Consider the following 22,290-nt stretch of genomic DNA (forward strand, 5'->3'; position numbering starts at 1 on the left):
CCTCATTCCGGAACAGGCCACATAAAGATCGCAATGACACCAGGCCCAACATGACTGCCTATTACAGCTCCAATATTGGTATAGATCACTTCATTCAGTGTAAAATGACCACGCAGCTGCTCTGCACAAGCGATCGCTGAACCCGGGTCTGCGGTATGCCCTACCGCCAGGTTAACCCGTTTGCCTGCAAGATCCTTCTGAAACAGCTCAATAATGCGTGCCATTGCTTTTTTATGACCTCTGACTTTCTCAACTGCGTAGATAACGCCTTCTTCATCAATAGACAGGATCGGCTTAATATTAAGCAGCGTTCCCAAGATGGCTGAAGCTTTGCCAATCCGACCGCCCTTTTGCAGATACTCCAGAGTATCTACGAGAAAGAACAACTTGCGAGATTGTTGCATCCCTTCAATAGCCGCAGTAATTTCGACTGCTGACTTGCCCTGTTCGGCAAGTTCAGCAGCCTGTACCACCATCAGACCGTATCCATAAGATGCTGACTTCGAATCCAGCACGGTGATGTCACCCTCACGCTCCAGCAAAGACTTGCCGAGCATGGCCGATTGATAGGTACCACTCATGCCGGATGACAGGTGGATGGATACAATCGGGCGTTCCGGGTTCTCATCCAGCAGTGCTTGATACACATTCATGAAATCGGTTGGAGATGGCTGTGAAGTTGTGGGCAACACAGATACCTTCTTCAATTTTTCATAGAACTGTTCCGAAGTCAGATCAATGCCGTCTGCATATGTTTCTTCCCCGAACAGAACACGCAGTGGAACAATGTGCATCCCGTACTTACGAATGAGTTCTTCGGGAATATCTGCCGTACTGTCCGTTACAATCGCAACCTTGTGGCTCATGACTCTCCTCCTCTTCGCTAGAGTGCTATTAGGACTCTACGGAGAACAAATAATAATACACTGGCTGTCCTCCAACATGTACCTCTACCTCAGCATCAGGATAGTGTTCTTCAAGCCATGCAGCGAGGGCAGCGGTAACCTCAGGGTCAGCTTCGTCCCCTTCAAGGATCGTCACCACTTCATCTCCACTCTCCATCATCTGTTTGAGCAGATCTTCACATGCTTGAAGCATGGTTTCATCCGTCGCTACAATTTTGGAGTTATGAATACCGATGTAGTGCCCGGCCTTGATATCCAAGTCATCATATTGCGTATCACGAACCGCATGAGTCACTTGACCGGACTGTACCCGGCTTATTGCCTCCAGCATCTGGTCACGGTTCGTTTCCGCAGACTCGTCTTCCTGGAAAGCAAACGCAGCTGCCATTCCCTGTGGGATGGTCTTACTTGGAATAACCGTAATCCGGCGCTCATCTTCAAGCAATTCACGCGCCTGCTCGGCAGCCAGTACAATATTCGAGTTATTCGGAAGAATGAATACCTGCTCCGCAGCAATTGAACGAACGGCTTTCACAAAATCCTCAGTACTTGGATTCATCGTCTGTCCACCGGACAGAACGACATCGACGCCAAGACTTTGGAAGATCTCTGCAATACCATCACCGGAGGATACCGCAATAAAACCATACGGTGCCATCTCATCTGCAGGAAGCACAGCCTCTTCCAGGCTTCGCGCTGCCTCAGGTGGAATGTCTGCAAACAATTCAGGTGAAGGCGCAATATCCATTCCTGCCGTCAGCAGATCCCGATGCTGTTCACGCATATTGAGAATATGAATCTGTGTGATTTCACCATATTGCAGTGCCAGATTTAAAACATCACCTGGTGTCTTGGAATGGACATGAACTTTGATCACTTCATCATCGGCAATGATGATGATCGAATCCCCATTAACTGACAACGCTTTCCGGAATGCCTCGTCATCGAATGCCACTCCTGCGTTCTCTCCAAGCTCACGATTAATGAAAAATTCCATATCATACAGGAACTCAATATCTTCCGTTTCCAATCTCGCCTGAGCAGACAACGGCATCTCCGGTGCAATTACCTGCTGTGCAGGCTTCTTGACAACCACTTCTGCCGGTGCAGCCGGTTTCAATGCAGATGCTGCCGCAGCTGGAGTCGATTCTTTCTTCAAGGAAGTACGATTTCCTCCGTCACTTTGCAGCAACACTTCCATAAAGCCTTCGTAGATATATACAAGCCCCTGACCACCTGAATCCACAACACCAACCTGTTTCAATACAGGCAGTAATTCCGGAGTCATTGCCAGTGCTTCTTTTGCTTTTAACAAAACTTCATTCATTAATTCAGTAATATCATTCGTCCGTCTTGCGTAGTAGCTGGCATGTTTGGCCGCTTCCTTGGCTACGGTAAGAATGGTCCCTTCCACGGGTTTTACGACAGCTTTGTAAGCTGCGTCAACACCGTTCTGCAGGGCTGCTGCAAATTGGAGCGTATTCAGTTCCTCAAAGGGAGCAGCTGAACGACTAAATCCACGGAACAATTGCGATAGAATAACTCCCGAATTCCCCCGTGCGCCCATAAGCAAGCCTTTCGATAGAATACCGGCAGCTTCGCCGATGGAGGCAGAACTTTTTCTTTTAATCTCTGCAACTCCTGCACTCATTGTCAAATTCATGTTCGTTCCCGTGTCACCATCCGGCACAGGGAAAACATTCAGGGAATTGACGTGCTCTGCATGCTGTCCAAGTTGTTCCGCTCCGGCAAGTACCATTGCGGTGAAATCTGTTCCATTTAAAGAACGTATACTCAAGTGAGAATTCCCCTTCCTAGCTTGATACACGAACACCTTGCACCAAGATGTGTCTGGTCTGTTCATGCGCTAACGCGGACTGCGTTATTCTTCGTCCATACCTTGTCCGGCACAGGCATACAATACATAATGTCAGCCGGATTAACGGTCTGGGCGGCCGGGCTACCAATATCCTGCACTCTCTGCACCCCTAACTTCGGGGCATACGGATATGCACCGGTATCAAGAGCCGACATGAATGCCGCATGGAGACTGGTGCCAATTGATGGAATGCCGCAGCTCACAGCGTTGCCAAAAAAGCAGACCACCGACCTCTAGATACGGTTTATTCTCCGACTTTCCCGCGGCAACAGCCTGTTCACCACTGTATTATGGACTATTCAACATTGTACTATATTAGACAGGAGAAATAAATAAAGTTTTTGGATCAGTTGACGAAGCTTTTTTGATTATGATATTATATTCAAGTATTGTTTTATGCAGGTTAAGTAATGGAAATGATCCGGTCATCCGGCTTGAACAACACCATTAGCTACTGAAACCTGATCTTGATGATCAGGAAGAACAATTTAGTCCTTATGGAATGATCTCTCGTTTCCGAAGGCAACTGGTTATTTTAGGATAGGAGGTGTAATCTATGTCTCGCAAATGTTATGTGACAGGTAAGAAACCGGGCACCGGTAACCACGTATCCCACGCTAACAACCGTAACCGTCGTACTTGGGGCGTAAACGTTCAGAAGGTCCGCATTCTCGTTGACGGCAAACCAAAACGTGTATACGTAAGCACCCGTGCACTGAAAGCCGGTAAAGTGACTCGCGTATAATCACGCAAAGCTACTATAAATCGGGTAAGCAAAAAGCACCTTGTTCCTTGCAGGTGCTTTTTTGGTATTCAAAAAAAGGGATCTTGAATACGCTCATTAACATGTGAATGGCCGCCGCATGGCGCTTCGCAGGTACGAATTCCAGATAAGCCTGAGCCAAAGCGGCGGTATTCCCTGTTACCTTATCAATCTGATCAGTTCTTTTGAAACGTATTAAGAATCGCCTTTACAAATCCTCCCAAAAACTTCGGCAGTTTGAATGTGTAAAATTTCATAATTCACCCTCCCCATCATGCTCATGCGTCCGCCGTATCCTATGCTCCAGGCCTTCTTTACCTCAAACACGACAAAAAAGGCTACATGAGAAACCTGCTCATGTAACCATATTTATGCGGAACCTTCGATCCCTATTCCACAATGACAAGCCCGAAGATCAGGTCATTTACGTTTGGGAAGGAATATATTGATAGACAGCGATCATGAAAACACTTAATAAATAATACAGTATGCTGAATATAACAAAAGTAACCCGATGTCCCGTACGATCAAATTTGCGGAAATACATAATAACAACGCCCACCCCGATCAATGACGTAATGGCATTATACGGGGATTGAATAACCGCAAACAAAGCAAGCACGAGTCCCGTCGCAAGACTCGCAGCCATCGTCCACAGCGTCTCCTTAAGGGTCATAGATTAGCCCCCATAGCTACGGCGAATTTCAGTAATCGCAGCAGCACGATCCTCACGGCCAAATACAGCACTTCCGGCAACGAGTACATCTGCTCCAGCTTCTACCACAAGCGGGGCTGTGTCCGCAGCAATTCCGCCATCTACTTCGATATGTACATCATGGCGCCCCTTTTCATTCAACCAGGTACGAATCTGCTTGATTTTGTTCATGGTGCCCGAGATAAATGCCTGTCCGCCAAAACCAGGATTTACTGTCATGACAAGAACCATATCAACATCATCCAAAACTTCGAGAATGGCTGACGCTGGCGTTCCCGGATTAAGGGCAACCCCTGCCTTCACTCCCTGCTCCTTAATCAGATGAATAACGCGGTGCAGATGTACACAAGCCTCAGCATGAACGGTAATTACCGCTGCGCCCGCTTTGGCAAATTCCTCAACATAACGCTCCGGGTTTTCAATCATCAAATGCACATCGAGCGGCAAGCTTGTATGTGGAGCGATCGCCTTTACAATCGCAGGTCCAAGCGTAATATTAGGGACGAAATGACCGTCCATAACGTCAACATGAATCCAGTCTCCTCCTGCAGCTTGGGCTTCTGCAACTTCCGCGCCAAGTCGGGCAAAATCAGCTGATAATATCGATGGGGCAATTTTAATCATGTTAATACCTCCGCTTCTTATCTTTCATTTCGGTAAGGAACAGCACATAGTGCTGATATCGGCTTTCGGAGATTAGACCCTCCTCCTTGGCCGCAAGCACACGACATCCTGGTTCATGTGTATGGGTACAGCCTCGAAACTTGCACTGATCTGCAAACTGGGCAAATTCCCGGAAACAAGTAGAGAGTTCCTCCACACCGATCTCCAGGAAGTCCAGTTGGCTGAATCCCGGCGTATCTGCAACGAACCCGCCATTATCCAGGGGTATAAGTTCCACGTGTCTGGTGGTATGTTTCCCTCGTCCGAGGCGCATGCTGATCGCATTTGTCTCCAGCGTCAGGCCCGGCATCAATGCATTTAACATCGAAGACTTGCCTACACCGGATTGTCCGGAGAATACGCTGATCTTACCAGCCAGACGGTCCCTGAGCAATTCACTGCCTTCACCGGTACGTGAACTTGTCGAGATTACTTCGTAACCCACCTGTTCATACAATGCTTTCACTTCAGCAACGATATCTTTGGCTGGATCTGCCAAATCCTGTTTGGTCAACACAATGAGTGCATCCAGCCCCGCCTGTTCGATGTGAACAAGGAACTTGTCCAACAGATTCAGGTTCATATCCGGTTCCTTCACTGAGAACAGCAAAACAGCCAAACTTACATTGGCTACAGGAGGACGGATAAGTTCCGTCTCACGCTTCCGAATTTCATCTACCGTTCCTTCTCCATTCTCAGTCAACATGTAGCTGACGCGATCACCTACAAGCGGTGAGGTTCCCCGCTTTCTGAAGATACCTCTGGCTCTGCATTGAACGGCGGAACCTTCAACCGAAGGAACCCCGTTGTCTTCCACTGGCATGACATAATAGTAACCGCTTAGCGCTTTAACGATGATACCTTCTGGCATAGCTCCGTCGCCCTCCTTTAGATGGTGGTACATTTACTCCAGACGCCAGCATAAGCCGCCCTTATGGACGGCTTGATGCGTTATCTACTTCCGTTTTCTTTTCTTTTCCTTTGCCATGACCTTTGTCGTTGTTCATGGCAGAGGTGTCTTCCTCTTCACTGTCGCCCTCACCATCTGCCGGTGTAGACTCAGGCTCACCTTCCTGGTTGGGGTCAACACTGCCCTCTTCACCACTACCTACACCCGGATCAGGGTCATTCTCTGGCGGTGGCTGTGTGCTTTGTTCCGGGTCAATGGAAGGTACACTCACTGTTCCGTTTTTGGCTTCACTGTAGGAGACAAGATACGTGTCCAGGAACTGTCCATCTCGATACACGGACACTGCCCCATTTTCATTTGGAGCGAGCACAAGTGGAATGGTTAGCGTCTGGGTTGAATTGACGGTGCGAGTTCCCCATTCCTGATTCTTGCCGCGTGCATCTTCATACGTGATACGGATTTTACTGTTTTTGCCATCTTCTTTGGGTGATACATTGATATTGAACGGATATTGGAGCGCTTCAGGCGGGTACCCTGTACTGATAAAGATCGTAATTTTATCGCCAGGACTCACCTCTGCGCCAGCTTCCACAGGCCATTGCTGCGTCACTTTGCCCTGTGCCATCGTATAACTTGACTCTTCCTGCACCTGAGCAAGCACAAGTCCAGCAGATTTAATTTTTTCTTCGGCTTCACTGCGGGTTAGATTTTTCAGTTCAGGCATTTTAACCGTTTCGGCGCCTTTACTTACGGTTAACTCAATCTGAACCGCCTCTGGATCGAATTCCTCATTGACGCCAGGTGTCTGGGAAATAACAGTACCTGAAGCCACATCATTGGAGAACTCATCTTTCCGCTGAATCTGATCTTCCTTAATACCAAGCTTAGTCAATTTCTTGAGAGCCTCATCATAAGTCTCTTGTTTGACATCAATCATCTTCACCAGTTCTTTTTCTGCACCAACACTGATCTGGACCTCGGAACCTTCTTTGACGACATCGCCTTCTTTTCTGCTCTGGTCAAAAACAATACCGGGTTCGACATCTTCCTGATACAGACGGATGACCTCATCACTGACGACGAGTCCTTTCTCCTCGAGTATTTCCCGAGCCTTTTCTTCCGTCTGGGTGATCACATTAGGTACGGTAACTTCAGGTACAACCAGCATACCCTTGACATACCATACAACCCCCACCATGGCGATTAGAATAAGAACAGTTAATGAAATGAGTAGTGTTGGCTTCTTCCAGTTCTTTGCTTTCGCTTTGCCTGCTTCATCGTCAGACTCCATCACAGGCACTGCACCCGTCGATGTAACTCCGCGCGGTTCAGGCTTGATGGCTGGCATAACGCGAGTCTGGTCTATATCATCCTCATCCGGAAAATCAATCTTCGTTTCATTGCGTCTCTCCGGCATCAGGCAAGTTTCCAGATCGGTCTGCATTTCTTTGGCTGACTGATAACGTTCCTGCGGATTTTTGCGCATCGATTTCAGAATGACATTTTCCACACTTTGCGGAATCAGAGGATTGAATTTGCGTGGTTCATCGAACTCTTCCTGCAAATGCTTCAATGCTACACTGATTGGACTTTCCCCCAAAAACGGAAGTTGCCCAGTCAGCATTTGGTACAATACGATCCCAAGAGAATATAAGTCCGATTTTTCGCCAGTAACGATGCCTTTGGCATGCTCCGGTGAGAAGTAATGTACAGAACCGACTACGGAACCTGTCTGCGTAATTGTTGTAGATGTAACGGCACGAGCGATCCCGAAATCTGTTACTTTCACACGGCCATTCCGGCCAATTAATATATTATGGGGTTTGATATCCCGATGAATGATTTGATTATGATGTGCATGATCAAGCGCGTCTGCGATCTGGGAAGCAATTCTTACCGACTCATCCACCTGCAGAGGCGCACGTTCTTTAATGATTTCATTCAGGTTTTTGCCTTCCACATACTCCATGACAATATAATGAACGTCATCTTCCTGTCCCACGTCATAAATACTGACTACATTGGGATGAGAAAGTGAGGCTGCCGATTGTGCTTCCCTGCGGAAACGGCGAATAAACTCTTCGTCATGCACAAACTGTTGTCTAAGGACTTTGATCGCTACATTCCGGTTCAGCAGAAGATCCTGGGCTTTGTACACGAGAGCCATGCCGCCACCGCCGACTCGCTCAATTACTTCATAACGTCCGCCTAGCTGGTGCCCAATCATGACTCACACCCCGTTTCCGTATCCACGGAACCTTCCTTCTGCAACTCGAACAATGCAACCGTGATGTTATCGTCTCCACCAGCAAGTAAAGCCAACTGAAGCAGTCGGTCTGCACGATCTTCCAATGCCAGTTCCTGATTGCCGGCAACCTGAATAATCTGCTCATTGCTGACCAGGTTACTGAGACCGTCGCTACACAGGAGAAGAACTTCGCCTTCCTCCAGCTTAACGGTATCCAGATCCACCTTCACTTCGGCATCTGTTCCAAGCGCACGAGTCAGCACGTTGCGACGTGGATGATGAGACACATCCTCTTTACTGATCTGGCCGTTTTTGAACAATTCATTCACCAGTGTATGGTCCTCGGTCAGCTGGATCACAGCTTTGTTCGCAATTTTGTAAGCTCTGCTATCACCGATGTGTCCAATAACACCTTCCGTATCGTTCAATAACGCTGCAACCACCGTTGTTCCCATGTTGTGGTACTTGTCATCTGTAGATGCCGTGCGGAATATGACTTCGTTGGCATGCAAAATAGCATCGCTGAGAGCTGCAGACAGAGACGCATGCGACAGACCTGGTTCCAGCGTTCCCAGATCGTGCACCAACGTCTCCACTGCCAAGCGGCTTGCCGTATCCCCTGCAAGATGTCCACCCATGCCATCGGCAACAATACCCAGAATATATCCTGTATCGAGATTACGAATCCAGGCTGAATCTTCATTCACCGAACGCACCCGTCCGATATGGCTCACATGAACTGTTTTGATCAAAACGTTCTCACCTCAACTCCATATGCTTTGCACGAAGCTGACCGCAAGCGGCAGCAATATCATGTCCCTGTTCACGACGAATGGTTACATTAACACCCTGTTCCGAGAGAATCTTCTGAAAATTGAAAATGTCGCTTCTCGATGTTCTTACATACTTGCGTTCAGGAACATGGTTAACCGGAATCAGATTAACGTGACACAACATGTTTTTAAGCACGCTTGCCAGTTCTGCTGCATGCTCTGGCTGGTCGTTTACCCCACCAATGAGTGCATATTCAAACGTAATTCTCCGACCTGTTTTGGCCAGATAATAACGAAGGGACTCCATCACGTCTTCAAAAGGAAAACGACGGTTAACCGGCATCAATTTCGAACGCAGTGCATCATTTGGTGCATGGATCGAAATGGCGAGGTTAATCTGTGTATCTTCATCCGCAAACTTGTAGATGTTCGGAACGATTCCACTTGTTGAAACCGTGATGTGACGCTGACCAATGTTCAGTCCTTTTTCATGAATCATAATGCGCAAGAAAGTCATCGTTGCTTCATAGTTTTCGAACGGTTCACCCGAACCCATGATCACGATGCTGCTGACACGCTCGCCGCGTTCATCCAAAATTTTCTGGGCCTGCACAACCTGAGCAACAATCTCACCAGCCGTAAGGTTACGCTTGAGCCCACCCAATGTGGACGCACAGAACGTACAACCAATACGACATCCAACCTGTGTGGTTACACAGATACTATTTCCGTAGTTGTGCTTCATGATTACTGTCTCAATGGCATGATCGTCATGAAGACCAAAGAGGAATTTTACGGTCCCATCCTTGGACTCAAACTTTGTAATTTCCTTAAGCGTTACAAATTCAAATTGCTCTGTCAGCTTTTCACGCAATGGCTTGGACAGATTCGTCATTTCACTAAAATCGTTCACGCGTTTTACATAAATCCAGTCAAAGATTTGACCACCGCGAAACGCCGGCTCCCCATTCTCCACAGCCCATTGCTGCAGTTCTTCCAGAGAATAATCATATATAAAAGGTTTCATTTTGTTGTCAACACCTATTCCTTCTTTTCTTTTCGTTTGGCTCCTACTTTACATTCCATTCGTCCTATTCTATCACAAAGACCACTTTACATCCATGTATACCCTTGATGTCTGTACTTCATGCATTATAACACCTCAATGCCACCATCGCACCCTGTCATCCCTTTTGTCTGACCATAAACTCGAAGTCCCATCACAAAGAAATCCGCCGAAGTTCCCCTCGGCGGCCATCCTTCCGTGCTCTATTAAACTGTTATTCCACTGTTTTTGTCAACCGTGCGATGAAAAATCCGTCGCTGTGAGCGAATTGTGGCAAAATCTGAACCCCACCGTTGACGACCTTCAGGTTCACTGTCTCCGCATCGGACCAGACGGACGTTTCCGCTGGACTATATTCCGGATGTCGGTTCAAGAAGTCTGCGACCATAACCTCATTCTCGACAGGTTCAATGGTACACGTACTGTAAACCAGAATCCCGCCTGGTTTTAACAACGGCGCCACACGATCAAGCAGTTCACGCTGCAGGTTGGAGATATCTTCAATATCTTCTACGGATTTGGTCCATTTCACATCGGGCTTGCGACGAATAACACCAAGACCGGAACATGGTGCATCCAGCAAAATACGGTCAAACGACGCTTCCGGATAACGCTCATTCAGATCAAGAGCATCCCCTGTTACAGCATCAATGCAACTCAGACCGAGACGCTCCGCCTGATCCAGGATCAGCTGGCGCTTGTGAGCATGTACATCGTTAGCGACAATACGACCGCGATCGTGCATTTTCTCCGCCATGTGAGCTGTTTTACCACCTGGCGCTGCGCAGCAATCCAATACGAGTTGGTCTTCTTCAGGCGCAACCGCTTCAGCCACGAGCATGGAACTTTCGTCCTGTACAGAGAACAATCCGTCCCGGTACCAGGACGTTAGAGCCATGTTTCCGCCACTACGTACAAGAATACCATCGGAACTCAGCTGAGAAGCTTCAACAACTGCACCTGTGCTGCTCATCTCATGCATCAGTTTCTCCCGTGTGGTCATCGTAGTGTTGACCCGAACACTCACCGCTGGCGGCTCGTTATTCGCACGACAGATAGCTTCCGCCGTCTCCTCGCCGTACTGGGCAATCCAGCGTTCAACCATCCATAACGGGTGGGAATGCTCAAGTGAAATACGTTCGGCAACGGGCAGATGTTCTGGAATACGAAGTTCATCCCGATTGCGGATCATATTGCGGAGCACACCATTCACCATGCCCGAGATTCCCTGATGGCCCAGTTTCTTGGCCAGATTGACCGCTTCGCTCACCACGGCATGTTCCGGAATACGATCCAGGTATATCATCTGATATACACTAATCCGCAGCAGGCTGCGAACCCAAGGTTGCAGTTTGGATACCCCTTTGGCAACGTAACGTTCCAAAAAGTAATCAAGTGTATTCAATCTAGCGATTGTTCCGTACACTAATTCAGTAGCTAGTCCGGCATCCGCGGGGCTTAAATCCGCCTCTTTCAGACGACGGTTCAACTCCAGATTACTGTATGCCCCATCTTGCTCAACTGCACTAAGCACCTTCACTGCCAAGGCACGAGCAGATGTTTTGGGTTTCTGGGAGCGAGATGCACCATTAGCGGAAGCATTTCCTACGCCACCCGATTTACCTGAATTCGGACGACGGTTTCCTTCACGCCCGGATGTATTTCCTGTGGCTTTATGGCCTTTGCCTGACGAACGCCCCGATGTATTACCGCTCATCGCAGCACCGTTCCCGGTTTCAGTGTACCACCGCGAGCAAAGTCAGCGGCTTGCATCACCTTTTTGCCTGCAGGCTGCACCTCAGTTAACCAGAGCGAGCCATTACCTGTACGAACTTCAATCCCTGCTTTGTTCAATTGCAACACCGTTCCCGGCTCTGCTTGTCCAGCATCCGAAGAAGTTGCCAGATCCACCTGATCGGGGTTAGCCGCAGCCCAGATCTTGAAGACCTGATCATCCCACATCGTAAATGCACCCGAAAATGGCACAAGGCCGCGGATCTGATTGAACAATTCGCGTGAAGTACGACTCCAGTCCATTTTCTCGTCTTCCCGAGTCAAATTGCGGGCATACGAAGCTTCGGCATCATCCTGAGGGACCGCCGTTGTCTCGCCTGCAATCAATCGTGGCATTTCTGCCTGAAGCAGTTTGGAACCAGCCTCACTTAATTTATCAAACATCGATCCTGATGTATCTTCATCCGTAATTGGCAGTTCCACACGCGAGATCATATCTCCGGTATCCAGGCCTTCAGCCATATACATCAATGTGACTCCTGTCACGGATTCTCCGTTAATAATGGAACGTTGGATCGGGGCTCCTCCACGATATTTCGGCAAAAGAGAGCCATGCACGTTCACACAACCGCGAACAGGCATATCCAGCACGGCTTTGGGCAGAATCTGTCCAAAGGCCGCGGTAACGATCAGATCCGGCTTCCATTCAGCCAAGCGGGCTACGGCTTCCGGATCACGCAATTTAACAGGTTGAAACACCGGCAGACCGTGGCGTTCTGCCGCGGCCTTAACCGGTGTTGGCGTAAGTACTTTTTTGCGCCCCTGTGGTTTATCAGGCTGAGTCACCACACCCACCACATTGTATCCCTCTGCAATCAGCATATCGAGAGAAGGAACTGCAAATTCAGGTGTTCCCATAAAAACAATATTCAAATCGATCACTCCTTAATTACGACGCGGTCCCGTTTGATCTGCTGCAATTTCGTACACTTTCTCGGCGATATCCGTAAAGAGTACGCCATCCAGATGATCAATTTCATGCTGGAATGCACGGGACAACAGGCCGCTACCCGTAATAATCAACTCTTTACCTTCACGATCCAGACCTTTGACCGTCACGGTCTCAAAACGACGAACGTCACCATTAATTCCAGGGATACTCAGACAACCTTCTGGTCCGAATTGTTCTCCCTCACTTGCAATGATCTCCGGGTTAATCATCTTGATCAGCCCTTGCTCATCACCTGCGTCAATTACGATCAGACGTTTCAAAATGCCGACCTGTGGTGCCGCAAGACCCACACCTTCCGCATCGTACATGGTGTCAGCCATATCATCCAGCAATTTTTGTACGTTTGGTGTAATTTTGGTTACTTCTTTGGCTCTCTTGTGGAGCACCTCATCTGGTTCTTGAACGATAATGCGAATCGACATGTTGTAAGCACCTTCCTAATCCTCATCATAATTTCAGGACGATATCTGTATTTTTGGGGTATTCATTTTTAATCTATGTTTATACCGCTTGTTTACATCCGCACTGCTGCAAAATGCTTACATTAACATTTGCGGGTCTACATCCAGACTAATGAGTAGTTTTTGCGCCTGAACATCATCGTCCATGCGCCGGGCCGTTGCCAGAGCAAGTCCTATGGCGTCTACATCCCCCCGCCATTTTATCATACATTGGAATCTGTATCTATTCTTGATCCGTGGAATCGGGGACGCTACCGGCCCCAGCACATCAAAGGCATCATTACTGAAACGATCCAGACTGCCCAGCCATCCGGCTGCATTAGCCTTCTCCTTTAAGATTCGCGTGTAGTTCTCGGCAAGGCGTATCAATACCGGAAGCTGCTCATGCGAAAAGGTCACCAGAATCAGGCGACAGTAAGGCGGATATTGCAAATTGCGACGATGCAGTAGTTCCTCACGTACAAACGATACATAGTCATGCTGGCTCGCATGCCCAATGGAGTAATGCTCCGGCGTATAGGACTGGACAAACACTTCACCAGGCAATTGGTGCCGACCCGCTCGGCCAGCTACCTGTGTTAGCAACTGAAACGTTTTTTCAGCAGCACGAAAATCAGGTAAATTCAGTGCTGAATCCGCTGTTATCACGCCAACCAGGGTTACATCCGGGAAATCGAGTCCCTTCGCAACCATCTGGGTGCCCAGTAATACATCCGCCTTTTTCTCACGAAATTGTTTCAACAGCTTCTCGTGCGCCCCTTTTTCTGTTGTCGTATCCACATCCATTCGAATGACCCGAATACCTGGAAAGAGCTTCGCGAGCTCTTCCTCGACCCGCTGCGTACCTGTACCAAAATATCGAATATGCTCACTTCCACAGTCCGGGCACACTTCAGGAGCCGCTTCCGCATATCCGCAGTAGTGACAACGGAGATTATTGGAGCGCTGATGGTACGTTAATGAAATATCACATTCGGGACAGCCTGCCACATATCCACAACTTCGGCACATGACAAAGGTCGAATATCCACGGCGATTTAGCAGAAGTACCGTCTGTTCACCACGTTCCAAACGCTCCTCCAGCCCTTTATGCAAAGACCTGCTAAACATGGAGCGGTTGCCGTCCTTTAACTCTTCACGCATGTCAACGATCCGCACTTCAGGCAGCTTGTTCCCCAGTGCCCGAGTTGGCATTTCGAGCAAGAGCGGTGCAAAGTCATCATTACTCTGCGATCGTGCAGCGTAATAACTTTCCAGCGAAGGTGTCGCTGAACCCAGAACGACCACGGCCTGGTGCTGCTGTGCTCTTTTTACCGCTACATCACGGGCATGATATTTCGGAGTTTCCTCCTGTTTGTAGGAAGTCTCGTGTTCTTCATCCATAATAATCAGCCCAAGCCGACTGAACGGAGCAAATACGGCTGAACGTGCCCCAATCGCAACCTTCACCTGACCCTCACGAATCTTGCGCCATTCATCATAACGTTCACCGCCAGACAGACGACTGTGCATGACCGCAACCTGGTCGCCGAAGCGCCCCTTGAAGCGCTCTACCATCTGTGGTGTCAATGCAATCTCGGGCACCAGTACGATGGCCTGCCGATCCTGCTCGATGCATTGTTGAATGGTTTGAAGATAGACTTCCGTCTTGCCACTACCCGTGACACCATGCAGCAAAAATACCCCATGGCGCTGTTCCTGCAATCGGCCATTGATATTGTCATAAACATGTTTTTGCTCATCGGTCAGAACCAACGGTTCAGTCGCTTTGAACTTCCTGCCTTGATAAGGGTCACGAAAAACCTCGACGTCCTCGGTTACTATCAGTCCCTTTTCCTCAAGACCCTTGATCGTTGCTGCCGATACCTGCAGTGTAGATAACACTTCTTTCATCGGCATGGGCAGAAGCTCTTTCATTTCCAGCAAAAAAGCCAGAATCTCCTTCTGCCGCTGTGCTTTCGCCGGGAACGAAGCAAGTGCTTCCTGAGCAGCAGCGATATCTACGGCCAGATCAACAGACTTCATTGTTTTCTTATTCAGCTTGTCCTTGATGGCCTGACTTTCCAGCAGTACACCACCAAGCAATAATTTCTTGATCAGCGCAGCATGATTCGGATATTTCCGACTGAGCTGTTGCAGGGGTACCTGACCCCGACCTTTGACAAAACGGATGATATCCTGCTGCACCTTCTCGGTCGTAGACTCTTGTCCCCAAACAAATAACACCTCATCGCCCGGTTGTGTACTGGCGACCTCTCCGTCCAGTGCATCTCCCAGCGAGATGTATCGTTCTGCTTTCCCTTTCAATGCCGTTGGTACCATCACCTGCAATGACAAAATCCGGTTACTGGCATAACGCCCACTCATCCATTCGGCCAGTTCAACCAAATCTTTTGACAGTGGGGGAACAATATCCAGCAACTCCTGAATCTGCTTCAGCTTGAATGATTCCTCCCCGGTACGTGGCACAAGATCAATCACGAATCCCTGTACCGTCCGATGGCCAAAAGGTACACCCACCCGGCTGCCAATCTCGATCCATTCCCTCATCGATTCAGGTACCAAGTAATCAAACGGCCGGTCTGTTTCCTTCACAGGAACATCGACAATGACCTTGGCAATCTCCATATCCTAATTCCTCCCGGCAATGCGCTCCGCCGCAATCCGGAGCAACCGATGAGCCACATCGTGCTTGGCCATCACTTGAAGCTCCTCCACCAAACCCTCCCGGTCATAGATATGTACCGCGTTGGTGTCTGTTCCAAATCCTGCACCCGTGCGGGTTACGTCATTGGCTACGATCAGATCACAGTTTTTCCGTTCCAATTTCTCACGTGCATACATCTCAACCGACTGAGTCTCCGCAGCAAAACCAATTAAAAACTGATGGGTTTTCTGTTTGCCCAGCGTTTCAAGAATATCTATATTTTTAACAAGTTCGAGCGACAGCGTGTCGCCTTTCTTCTTGATCTTCTCGGTGTAAACTTCCTTTAGACGATAATCGGCAACTGCCGCCGCCTTAACCACGATATCTGCATCATCCCACTCGCGTGTTACAGCTTCATACATATCCTGTGCAGACTGTACAGGGATCAACTCAACGTTCTCCGGTGGCTTCGCTTGGGTATTACCCATAACCAATTTCACATCTGCCCCCAGATCACGCGCAGCTGCGGCTATGGCAAATCCCATTTTGCCAGACGAATCATTCGTAATGTATCGTACGGGGTCAATACGCTCAATCGTGCCCCCAGCCGTAACCACAACCTTCTTGCTTTGTAACAGTAAATCTTGTCCCTTTTGAGCTCGATCTTCAGATTCACGCTGTTCGAAGAAACGCTCTACCACATCAACAATGGTCTCCGGTTCTTCCAGACGTCCCTTGCCGACATAACCACATGCAAGCTGTCCTTCACCTGGTTCAATCATCAAGGTTCCCCGTTCAGCAAGCAGATTCATATTATGCTGTACAGCCGGATGATCATACATATGTACATTCATGGCTGGGGCAATCATTACAGGAGCAGTCGTGGCAAGAAGAGTTGTTGAGAGCATATCGTCTGCCATACCATGCGCCATCTTGGCAATCACATTCGCAGTAGCCGGGGCAACCAGAACAAGATCAGCCAGATCAGCCAGATGAATATGAGATACAACCGCTGGTTCACGCTCATCAAATGTATTGGTATATACGGTATTTCGGGTCAACGTTTGCAGCGTTAATTCGGTAATAAACTGTGTAGCGGAAGCTGTCATAATTACATGAACATCCGCCCCCTTTTGCACCAGTCTGCTGCATAATGTTGCCGCTTTGTAAGCGGCTATGCCGCCTGTCACACCAAGCACGATTTTTTTACCGTTCAACATGTTTATTTCCCCCGATATTTATACGACGTCTAATTAAGATTCCGTTAAAATATGCTTATTCGTAAAAAAATAACAACCTCGCGGTTGTCAATTAATCCGGCTTGCGCCGTATGCAGTTGAAGAGCAGCCGCAGGCGGCTTACTCTTCTTCTTCGTCCTGTCCTTTGATGACAACGAGCAGGTCTCCATAGATTTCTTCCAGTGCAACGCCAACTTGTTTATGGGATCTCGCACCTTTTAAATCCGTTTTTTCACCTTCACGTAGCTGTCTAGCCCGGCGGGAAGCAGCAACAACAAGGGAATACTTGCTGTCGACTTTGTTCATCATTTCATCAATAGAAGGATACAGCATATTAACAAACACCTCTTCGCATTAGTATAATCACAAGTTGCCGCCTGACAGAACTGATGTGGCATGTCTTCACATTTGGACAGTCCAAGATGGACTGCTTCAATACATGATATGACAACTGCCCCACTTATATCGCATTCTGCAGCGGCAAAAGGGATTATTTATTGATCTTACAATGTTCGGCGATTATGATGCTTTCTATTCTCTTGCACGCCAAATCAATTTCATCATTAACAACAGCGTAATCATACTGCTCCAGCAGACTGATCTCATCGACCGCCACAGACATCCGGTGATCAATGGTCGCTTGGCTTTCGGTACCACGCCCCTGAATGCGATCTTTCAGCTCGTCCAATGAAGGAGGAAGCAGGAAAACAAAGATCCCTTCCGGGAATTTCTCTTTCACTTTTAACGCGCCTTGAACCTCAATCTCCAGAATGATGTCGCGGCCTTCGTTAATCGTTTTCTCTACAAAATCACGCGGTGTTCCGTAATAATTACCAACATACTCCGCATGTTCCAACAATTGATCTTCAGCAATCATGTTCTGGAATTCTTCATGACTTCTGAAGAAATAGTTCACACCATGTTCTTCACCCAGACGAGGCTGACGGGTTGTCGCCGATACGGAATAGATCAATTCCGGCACCCGTTTGCGCAATGCGCTGCATACAGTACCCTTCCCGACCCCTGATGGGCCGGACAACACTACCAGTAATCCCTTAGACATATTACACTCCATTTTATTCGTCGTTGTCATCATCTTTCGAAGAAAGACGATGGGCGACCGTCTCAGGCTGAACTGCAGACAGAATGACATGATCGCTATCCGTAATAATTACGGCACGAGTACGTCTTCCGTACGTTGCATCAATCAGCATGTGACGATCTCTTGCCTCTTGTATAATTCTCTTGATCGGCGCCGATTCCGGACTCACGATGGATATAATCCGGTTCGCCGATACGATGTTACCGAATCCAATGTTAATGAGTTTGATTGCCATAATCAGGTTCTTCCCCCTATACATGCGACTCTTATGCCGAAATATGGCCGTTCATTCGATATTCGCCGCTTGCTCACGAATCTTCTCCAGCTCCGCCTTCATCTCGACAACACGATTCACCAGAGCCAAATGGTTGGCTTTTGATCCAATCGTATTGACTTCCCGATTCATCTCTTGAATTAGAAAGTCCAACTTACGCCCTACCGGCTCATCACTCTTCAGCAGTTCCCTGCTCTGTCCAAAGTGACTGAGTAGACGTGTAAGCTCCTCTTCTATGTTAGAACGATCGGCAAACATTGCAATTTCCATACCCAATTTATGCTCATCAAAAGGGAAAGAGCCTTCTTCCTGCATTTCCGTAAGCCGTTGCCTTAACTTGTTACGGTAATCACTTACCACAGTCGGAGCAAGATCAAGCATCTCGGTATGCAGCGACTCCAGACGGGTAATCCGCCGTTCCAGATCACTGGCCAGATGAAGACCCTCGCGAGCGCGCATCTGCTCAAGGCTGGACAAAGCCTCTTTCAATCCTTCCTGCAGCACTCGCTCCCATTCGTCCTTCTGCTCTTCCGGAATGGAACTTGTCCCATCCGAATGAACCATGACGTCTGGCAGCCCAAGCATATCCACAATACTTGGTTTGCCCTGCATTCCATACTGAGTCTCCAGTTGCTCTGCAGCCTGCAGATAGGCCCTGACCGTCTGTTCATTCAGAACAGCGGGAAGAGCCTGGTCTTCCTCTTTTTCTTTCATTACATAAACATCAATCCGCCCACGTTTCAAACGACCCTGTACGATCTTCCTCAAACCGTCTTCATAATACGTCCACTCTCTTGGCAGACGCATCATCACTTCGCAATAACGATGATTAACAGATTTGATCTCTAATTGTACCTTATAGCCGCCAAAATGAAAGGCGGATTGACCGTATCCGGTCATACTGAATGACATCGGCATCACATCCGTTTTACTATTGTAATTGATTATTAGGGTTGAAACAAGTAGGACATTGATGCTCCGACTTCTCCCATACATATTGAGTCAGTTCGGCCGTCATGCCATAGAACATAAACGGTGTCATGAGATAGATGCCTTTGAAATGGACTGTTGCTACATCCAGCAGTTCTTTGGCAATTTTTACACCCATAGCACGGCCTTCTTCCCCTTCCAGACCCGCCATCCGGGAACGCACTTCATCCGAGAGCTGAATCCCCGGAACCTCGTTGTGCAGATACTCTGCATTCCGTCCACTCGCCAACGGCATTACACCTACAAAAATGGGCACATCCAGATGTTTGGTCGCTTCGTGCATTGCTACAATCAACTCAGGGTCATAGATCGGTTGTGTCATGATGTAATCTGCGCCAGAGGCAATTTTCTTCTCCAGACGTTGTACAGCTTTATCCAAATATTTCACATTGGGATTAAATGCCGCTCCGATGACAAAACCGGCTTTCTGCTTCAGCGGTTTACCTGAGAAAGCCACTCCGTCGTTCAACTGCTTGATCATGCGTATGATTTCAAAAGAAGTCAGATCGTATACTGAGCTTGAACCCGGCAGATCACCAAACCTTGCAGGATCTCCTGTTACAGCCAGTACATGATTAATCCCCAAAGCATCAAAACCCATCATGTGTGACTGTGTTCCAATCAGATTCCGGTCACGGCAGGCAATATGCACAAGTGGACGAAGGCCCGTACGATCCTGAACGAGGTGACCCAGCGCCATGTTGCTCATCCGTGTAACCGCTAGTGAATTATCCGCCAGGGTCAGGGCATCTGCTCCTGCCGCTTTCAGTGTCTCGGCACCCTTCATGAACTTGGCAATGTCCAAGTCACGAGGCGGGTCAAGTTCAACAATGACCGTGTGACGCTGCTTGACCAGATCAACGATTGTAGGCTGTCCTCCACGTCCGGAACGCTCATCCACATGTTCATGCAACACGATACGAGCTTTGGATTCGGACGGATCGGGCTCCAAAATAGGCGAAGGTACATATTCGGCGAGCGCCTCTTTCATTGCGGTAATATGATCAGGTGTAGTCCCGCAGCACCCGCCGATAATACGAGCGCCCAGTTCGGCAAACTGCACTGCCGTCTGACCAAAGTACTCCGGAGTTGCACCATAACGGAACTGACCATCTACATAATCCGCGGCACCCGCGTTCGGATAGACGGACATCGGAATACCAATACGACCAGAGACGGTTTCCATGGCACGCATTATCCCGTTTGGACCGGAGCGACAGTTAAAACCGATCACATCCGCGCCCTGCTCCCGCATGATCCGGAAGGCTTCAGGCATCGTATATCCGTCCAGCGTATGCCCTACATCCTCTACCGCGAACTGTCCAATTACAGGCAGATCACTCAGCTTGCGTGCTTGCAAAAGGGCAATATCCATCTCTTCTATATCATAGAAGGTCTCAAGCAAAATGCCATCTACACCTTCATCGAGCAGAGCAGAGATCTGTTGTTGATAGAAGCGTTTGAGTTCACTTGTGGACACGTTCGTCCGCTTGCCGCCACGAATAGAGCCTACTGCACCAAGAACGTAACCGTCAGCTCCAGCCACCTCTTTGGCAATACGTACACCGGCACGGTTCACATCCTCCACCTTGGACTCCAGACCGAACTTAGACAACTTGTCGTAATTGGCAGAATACGTATTCGTTTCAAATATTTCTGTACCTGCATCCCGATAACGGCGATGTACATCCGCCACCACTTCAGGTGAAATCAAGTTCAATTCTTCATATGAAATCCCTACCGGAAACCCCATTTGGTACAGAAATGTTCCCATGGCCCCATCTCCAACGAGAACCCGTTCCTGCATAACTTTGCGCAAATCCGCCTTCATCCCTTTTCCCCCCGCCTAGCTGTGATCATTTTCATACTAATGTAACACAAAAAACGCTAAAAAACGAAGAAAAACACAGGTTTTTGATGCAGATTAAAAAAAGAGGCCCACAGGCCCCTTTGGTTAAACATTCCACTTTTTATGAAGTGATTCCCTTAAAAACAACTTCAGCAGGTCCGGTCATGTACACATGATTGTCAGCTTCATTCCACTCAATGTGAAGATCCCCACCCTTGAGACTGATGATTGCCGTACGATCTGTATGCCCATTCAGGACAGAGGATACCAGTGTTGCACATGCCCCGGTTCCGCAAGCAAGTGTTGGGCCAGCTCCACGTTCCCATACACGCATGTCCACATATCCACGGTCACGAACTGTGGCGAATTCCACATTGATTTTTTTCGGGAACAGCGGATGCACTTCAAGAAGTGGTCCCCAAGTTGTGAGGTCAAAATTCACAGCATCATCTACATAGATGACCGCATGCGGGTTACCCATGGATACGGCAGTGAATTTGAACGCATGTCCATTCGCTTCAATGTGATAATCGACCACGGGATTCGCATCCACCGTTGTAGGTACCTGTAGGCCATTCAGGATAGGCTCACCCATATCCACACGAACCGTTTCCACTTTACCATCACGAATGTTGAGACTTACCGGTTGTACGCCTGCACCAATCGTTTCAATGGTGATCTGCTCCTGGCTAACGTGACCATGATCGTATACATATTTGGACACACAGCGAATGGCATTACCGCACTGCTCTGCTTCGGAACCGTCCGAATTCATGATGCGCATCTGAAAGTCCGCCTTCTCCGAAGGCAGTATATAAACCAGGCCGTCCGCACCGATGCCGAAGAAACGGTTACACCATTTCACAGCCAATTCTGCAGCATCTGCCGGAAGCTCCTTTTCACCATATACAACGATAAAATCATTACCAAGTCCATGCATTTTCGTAAATTCCATAACCTTGCCCACTCCTTTTGGCAGTCTGCTGCCAAAGCTATATTCTTGCTCTTCTACAGGATCACCATAGAAATTCATATTCAACAGTTACACCAAAAAATGCTAT

21 protein-coding genes are annotated in these 22,290 nt (G+C 48.3%); 1 reads left to right on the forward strand and 20 read right to left on the reverse strand.

Annotated features, from left to right (window positions below):
• Positions 1–2: 2 nt before the first annotated feature.
• Positions 3–866 (reverse strand): DegV family protein, encoded by an 864-nt coding sequence (locus tag M1D71_RS19235; protein WP_458123258.1) that lies wholly within the window; start codon positions 864–866, stop codon positions 3–5.
• Between the two features lie 28 nt (positions 867–894).
• Positions 895–2,703, reverse strand: a complete 1,809-nt coding sequence (locus M1D71_RS19240) for a DAK2 domain-containing protein (RefSeq protein ID WP_458123259.1) — start codon at positions 2,701–2,703, stop codon at positions 895–897.
• 637 nt (positions 2,704–3,340) lie between these two features.
• Between M1D71_RS19240 and rpmB the strand changes: the two genes are divergently transcribed.
• Positions 3,341–3,529 (forward strand): 50S ribosomal protein L28, encoded by a 189-nt coding sequence (rpmB, locus tag M1D71_RS19245; RefSeq protein ID WP_017687459.1) that lies wholly within the window; start codon positions 3,341–3,343, stop codon positions 3,527–3,529.
• A 194-nt stretch (positions 3,530–3,723) separates the two neighbouring features.
• Here rpmB and spoVM read toward each other — a convergent pair whose 3' ends face one another.
• The 18 genes from spoVM to dapF form a co-directional block, all read right to left on the reverse strand.
• Complete coding sequence (gene spoVM, locus M1D71_RS19250; protein WP_019424875.1) at positions 3,724–3,804, reverse strand: stage V sporulation protein SpoVM; 81 nt, start codon at positions 3,802–3,804, stop codon at positions 3,724–3,726.
• Positions 3,805–3,971: 167 nt separating this feature from the next.
• Positions 3,972–4,223: a hypothetical protein gene (locus tag M1D71_RS19255; RefSeq protein WP_062835351.1), complete on the reverse strand. Its 252-nt coding sequence runs from the start codon at positions 4,221–4,223 to the stop codon at positions 3,972–3,974.
• Positions 4,224–4,226: 3 nt separating this feature from the next.
• A complete protein-coding gene (gene rpe, locus M1D71_RS19260) occupies positions 4,227–4,886 on the reverse strand; it encodes a ribulose-phosphate 3-epimerase (protein WP_017687456.1) in 660 nt (219 codons plus the stop codon).
• Position 4,887: 1 nt separating this feature from the next.
• The gene (rsgA, locus tag M1D71_RS19265; RefSeq protein ID WP_458123260.1) at positions 4,888–5,796 is read right to left on the reverse strand and encodes a ribosome small subunit-dependent GTPase A; all 909 of its coding nucleotides are present in this window, start codon (positions 5,794–5,796) and stop codon (positions 4,888–4,890) included.
• A gap of 61 nt (positions 5,797–5,857) precedes the next feature.
• Complete coding sequence (gene pknB / locus M1D71_RS19270; RefSeq protein WP_458123261.1) at positions 5,858–8,062, reverse strand: Stk1 family PASTA domain-containing Ser/Thr kinase; 2,205 nt, start codon at positions 8,060–8,062, stop codon at positions 5,858–5,860.
• Entirely contained in the window at positions 8,059–8,835 is a 777-nt protein-coding gene (locus M1D71_RS19275) for a Stp1/IreP family PP2C-type Ser/Thr phosphatase (RefSeq protein ID WP_145322830.1), read from the reverse strand. Before M1D71_RS19275 ends, pknB begins: the two co-directional genes overlap by 4 nt.
• 7 nt (positions 8,836–8,842) lie before the next feature.
• Positions 8,843–9,883, reverse strand: a complete 1,041-nt coding sequence (gene rlmN, locus M1D71_RS19280) for a 23S rRNA (adenine(2503)-C(2))-methyltransferase RlmN (protein ID WP_062836114.1) — start codon at positions 9,881–9,883, stop codon at positions 8,843–8,845.
• A gap of 253 nt (positions 9,884–10,136) precedes the next feature.
• Positions 10,137–11,639, reverse strand: a complete 1,503-nt coding sequence (rsmB, locus tag M1D71_RS19285; RefSeq protein ID WP_458123262.1) for a 16S rRNA (cytosine(967)-C(5))-methyltransferase RsmB — start codon at positions 11,637–11,639, stop codon at positions 10,137–10,139.
• Entirely contained in the window at positions 11,636–12,589 is a 954-nt protein-coding gene (fmt, locus tag M1D71_RS19290; protein ID WP_458123263.1) for a methionyl-tRNA formyltransferase, read from the reverse strand. The genes rsmB and fmt overlap by 4 nt, the downstream gene beginning before the upstream one ends.
• A 12-nt stretch (positions 12,590–12,601) precedes the next feature.
• On the reverse strand, positions 12,602–13,090 hold the full coding sequence (gene def, locus M1D71_RS19295; protein WP_145322836.1) for a peptide deformylase: 489 nt from the start codon (positions 13,088–13,090) through the stop codon (positions 12,602–12,604).
• A 117-nt stretch (positions 13,091–13,207) separates the two neighbouring features.
• Positions 13,208–15,757 carry a primosomal protein N' gene (priA, locus tag M1D71_RS19300; RefSeq protein WP_458123264.1) on the reverse strand — a complete coding sequence of 850 codons (2,550 nt, stop codon included), beginning with the start codon at positions 15,755–15,757 and terminating at the stop codon, positions 13,208–13,210.
• Between the two features lie 3 nt (positions 15,758–15,760).
• Positions 15,761–16,996, reverse strand: coding sequence for a bifunctional phosphopantothenoylcysteine decarboxylase/phosphopantothenate--cysteine ligase CoaBC (gene coaBC, locus M1D71_RS19305; protein ID WP_458123265.1), 1,236 nt, complete (start codon positions 16,994–16,996; stop codon positions 15,761–15,763).
• 138 nt (positions 16,997–17,134) lie between these two features.
• On the reverse strand, positions 17,135–17,347 hold the full coding sequence (rpoZ, locus tag M1D71_RS19310) for a DNA-directed RNA polymerase subunit omega (RefSeq protein ID WP_458123266.1): 213 nt from the start codon (positions 17,345–17,347) through the stop codon (positions 17,135–17,137).
• Positions 17,348–17,504: 157 nt separating this feature from the next.
• Positions 17,505–18,077, reverse strand: a complete 573-nt coding sequence (gene gmk / locus M1D71_RS19315; protein ID WP_017687445.1) for a guanylate kinase — start codon at positions 18,075–18,077, stop codon at positions 17,505–17,507.
• Positions 18,078–18,090: 13 nt separating this feature from the next.
• Complete coding sequence (gene remA, locus M1D71_RS19320) at positions 18,091–18,351, reverse strand: extracellular matrix/biofilm regulator RemA (RefSeq protein ID WP_006209218.1); 261 nt, start codon at positions 18,349–18,351, stop codon at positions 18,091–18,093.
• 51 nt (positions 18,352–18,402) lie between these two features.
• Positions 18,403–19,302: a YicC/YloC family endoribonuclease gene (locus tag M1D71_RS19325; RefSeq protein ID WP_336763573.1), complete on the reverse strand. Its 900-nt coding sequence runs from the start codon at positions 19,300–19,302 to the stop codon at positions 18,403–18,405.
• A gap of 19 nt (positions 19,303–19,321) precedes the next feature.
• On the reverse strand, positions 19,322–21,211 hold the full coding sequence (locus M1D71_RS19330) for a bifunctional homocysteine S-methyltransferase/methylenetetrahydrofolate reductase (RefSeq protein WP_458123267.1): 1,890 nt from the start codon (positions 21,209–21,211) through the stop codon (positions 19,322–19,324).
• Between the two features lie 139 nt (positions 21,212–21,350).
• The gene (dapF, locus tag M1D71_RS19335) at positions 21,351–22,184 is read right to left on the reverse strand and encodes a diaminopimelate epimerase (RefSeq protein ID WP_458123268.1); all 834 of its coding nucleotides are present in this window, start codon (positions 22,182–22,184) and stop codon (positions 21,351–21,353) included.
• Between the last annotated feature and the right edge of the window lie 106 nt (positions 22,185–22,290).

Source organism: Paenibacillus sp. Z3-2, from assembly GCF_054161325.1.

Coding starts and splice junctions, on each gene's coding strand:
- gmk (WP_017687445.1), bottom strand. CDS start 18,077: ATGTCTAAGGGATTACTGGTAGTGTTGTCCGGCCCATCAGGGGTCGGG.
- rsgA (WP_458123260.1), bottom strand. CDS start 5,796: ATGCCAGAAGGTATCATCGTTAAAGCGCTAAGCGGTTACTATTATGTC.
- M1D71_RS19330 (WP_458123267.1), bottom strand. CDS start 21,211: ATGAAGGCGGATTTGCGCAAAGTTATGCAGGAACGGGTTCTCGTTGGA.
- rpoZ (WP_458123266.1), bottom strand. CDS start 17,347: ATGCTGTATCCTTCTATTGATGAAATGATGAACAAAGTCGACAGCAAG.
- M1D71_RS19325 (WP_336763573.1), bottom strand. CDS start 19,302: ATGTCATTCAGTATGACCGGATACGGTCAATCCGCCTTTCATTTTGGC.
- rpe (WP_017687456.1), bottom strand. CDS start 4,886: ATGATTAAAATTGCCCCATCGATATTATCAGCTGATTTTGCCCGACTT.
- pknB (WP_458123261.1), bottom strand. CDS start 8,062: ATGATTGGGCACCAGCTAGGCGGACGTTATGAAGTAATTGAGCGAGTC.
- rlmN (WP_062836114.1), bottom strand. CDS start 9,883: ATGAAACCTTTTATATATGATTATTCTCTGGAAGAACTGCAGCAATGG.
- spoVM (WP_019424875.1), bottom strand. CDS start 3,804: ATGAAATTTTACACATTCAAACTGCCGAAGTTTTTGGGAGGATTTGTA.
- rsmB (WP_458123262.1), bottom strand. CDS start 11,639: ATGAGCGGTAATACATCGGGGCGTTCGTCAGGCAAAGGCCATAAAGCC.
- M1D71_RS19255 (WP_062835351.1), bottom strand. CDS start 4,223: ATGACCCTTAAGGAGACGCTGTGGACGATGGCTGCGAGTCTTGCGACG.
- dapF (WP_458123268.1), bottom strand. CDS start 22,184: ATGGAATTTACGAAAATGCATGGACTTGGTAATGATTTTATCGTTGTA.
- rpmB (WP_017687459.1), top strand. CDS start 3,341: ATGTCTCGCAAATGTTATGTGACAGGTAAGAAACCGGGCACCGGTAAC.
- priA (WP_458123264.1), bottom strand. CDS start 15,757: ATGGAGATTGCCAAGGTCATTGTCGATGTTCCTGTGAAGGAAACAGAC.
- def (WP_145322836.1), bottom strand. CDS start 13,090: ATGTCGATTCGCATTATCGTTCAAGAACCAGATGAGGTGCTCCACAAG.
- coaBC (WP_458123265.1), bottom strand. CDS start 16,996: ATGTTGAACGGTAAAAAAATCGTGCTTGGTGTGACAGGCGGCATAGCC.
- remA (WP_006209218.1), bottom strand. CDS start 18,351: ATGGCAATCAAACTCATTAACATTGGATTCGGTAACATCGTATCGGCG.
- M1D71_RS19235 (WP_458123258.1), bottom strand. CDS start 866: ATGAGCCACAAGGTTGCGATTGTAACGGACAGTACGGCAGATATTCCC.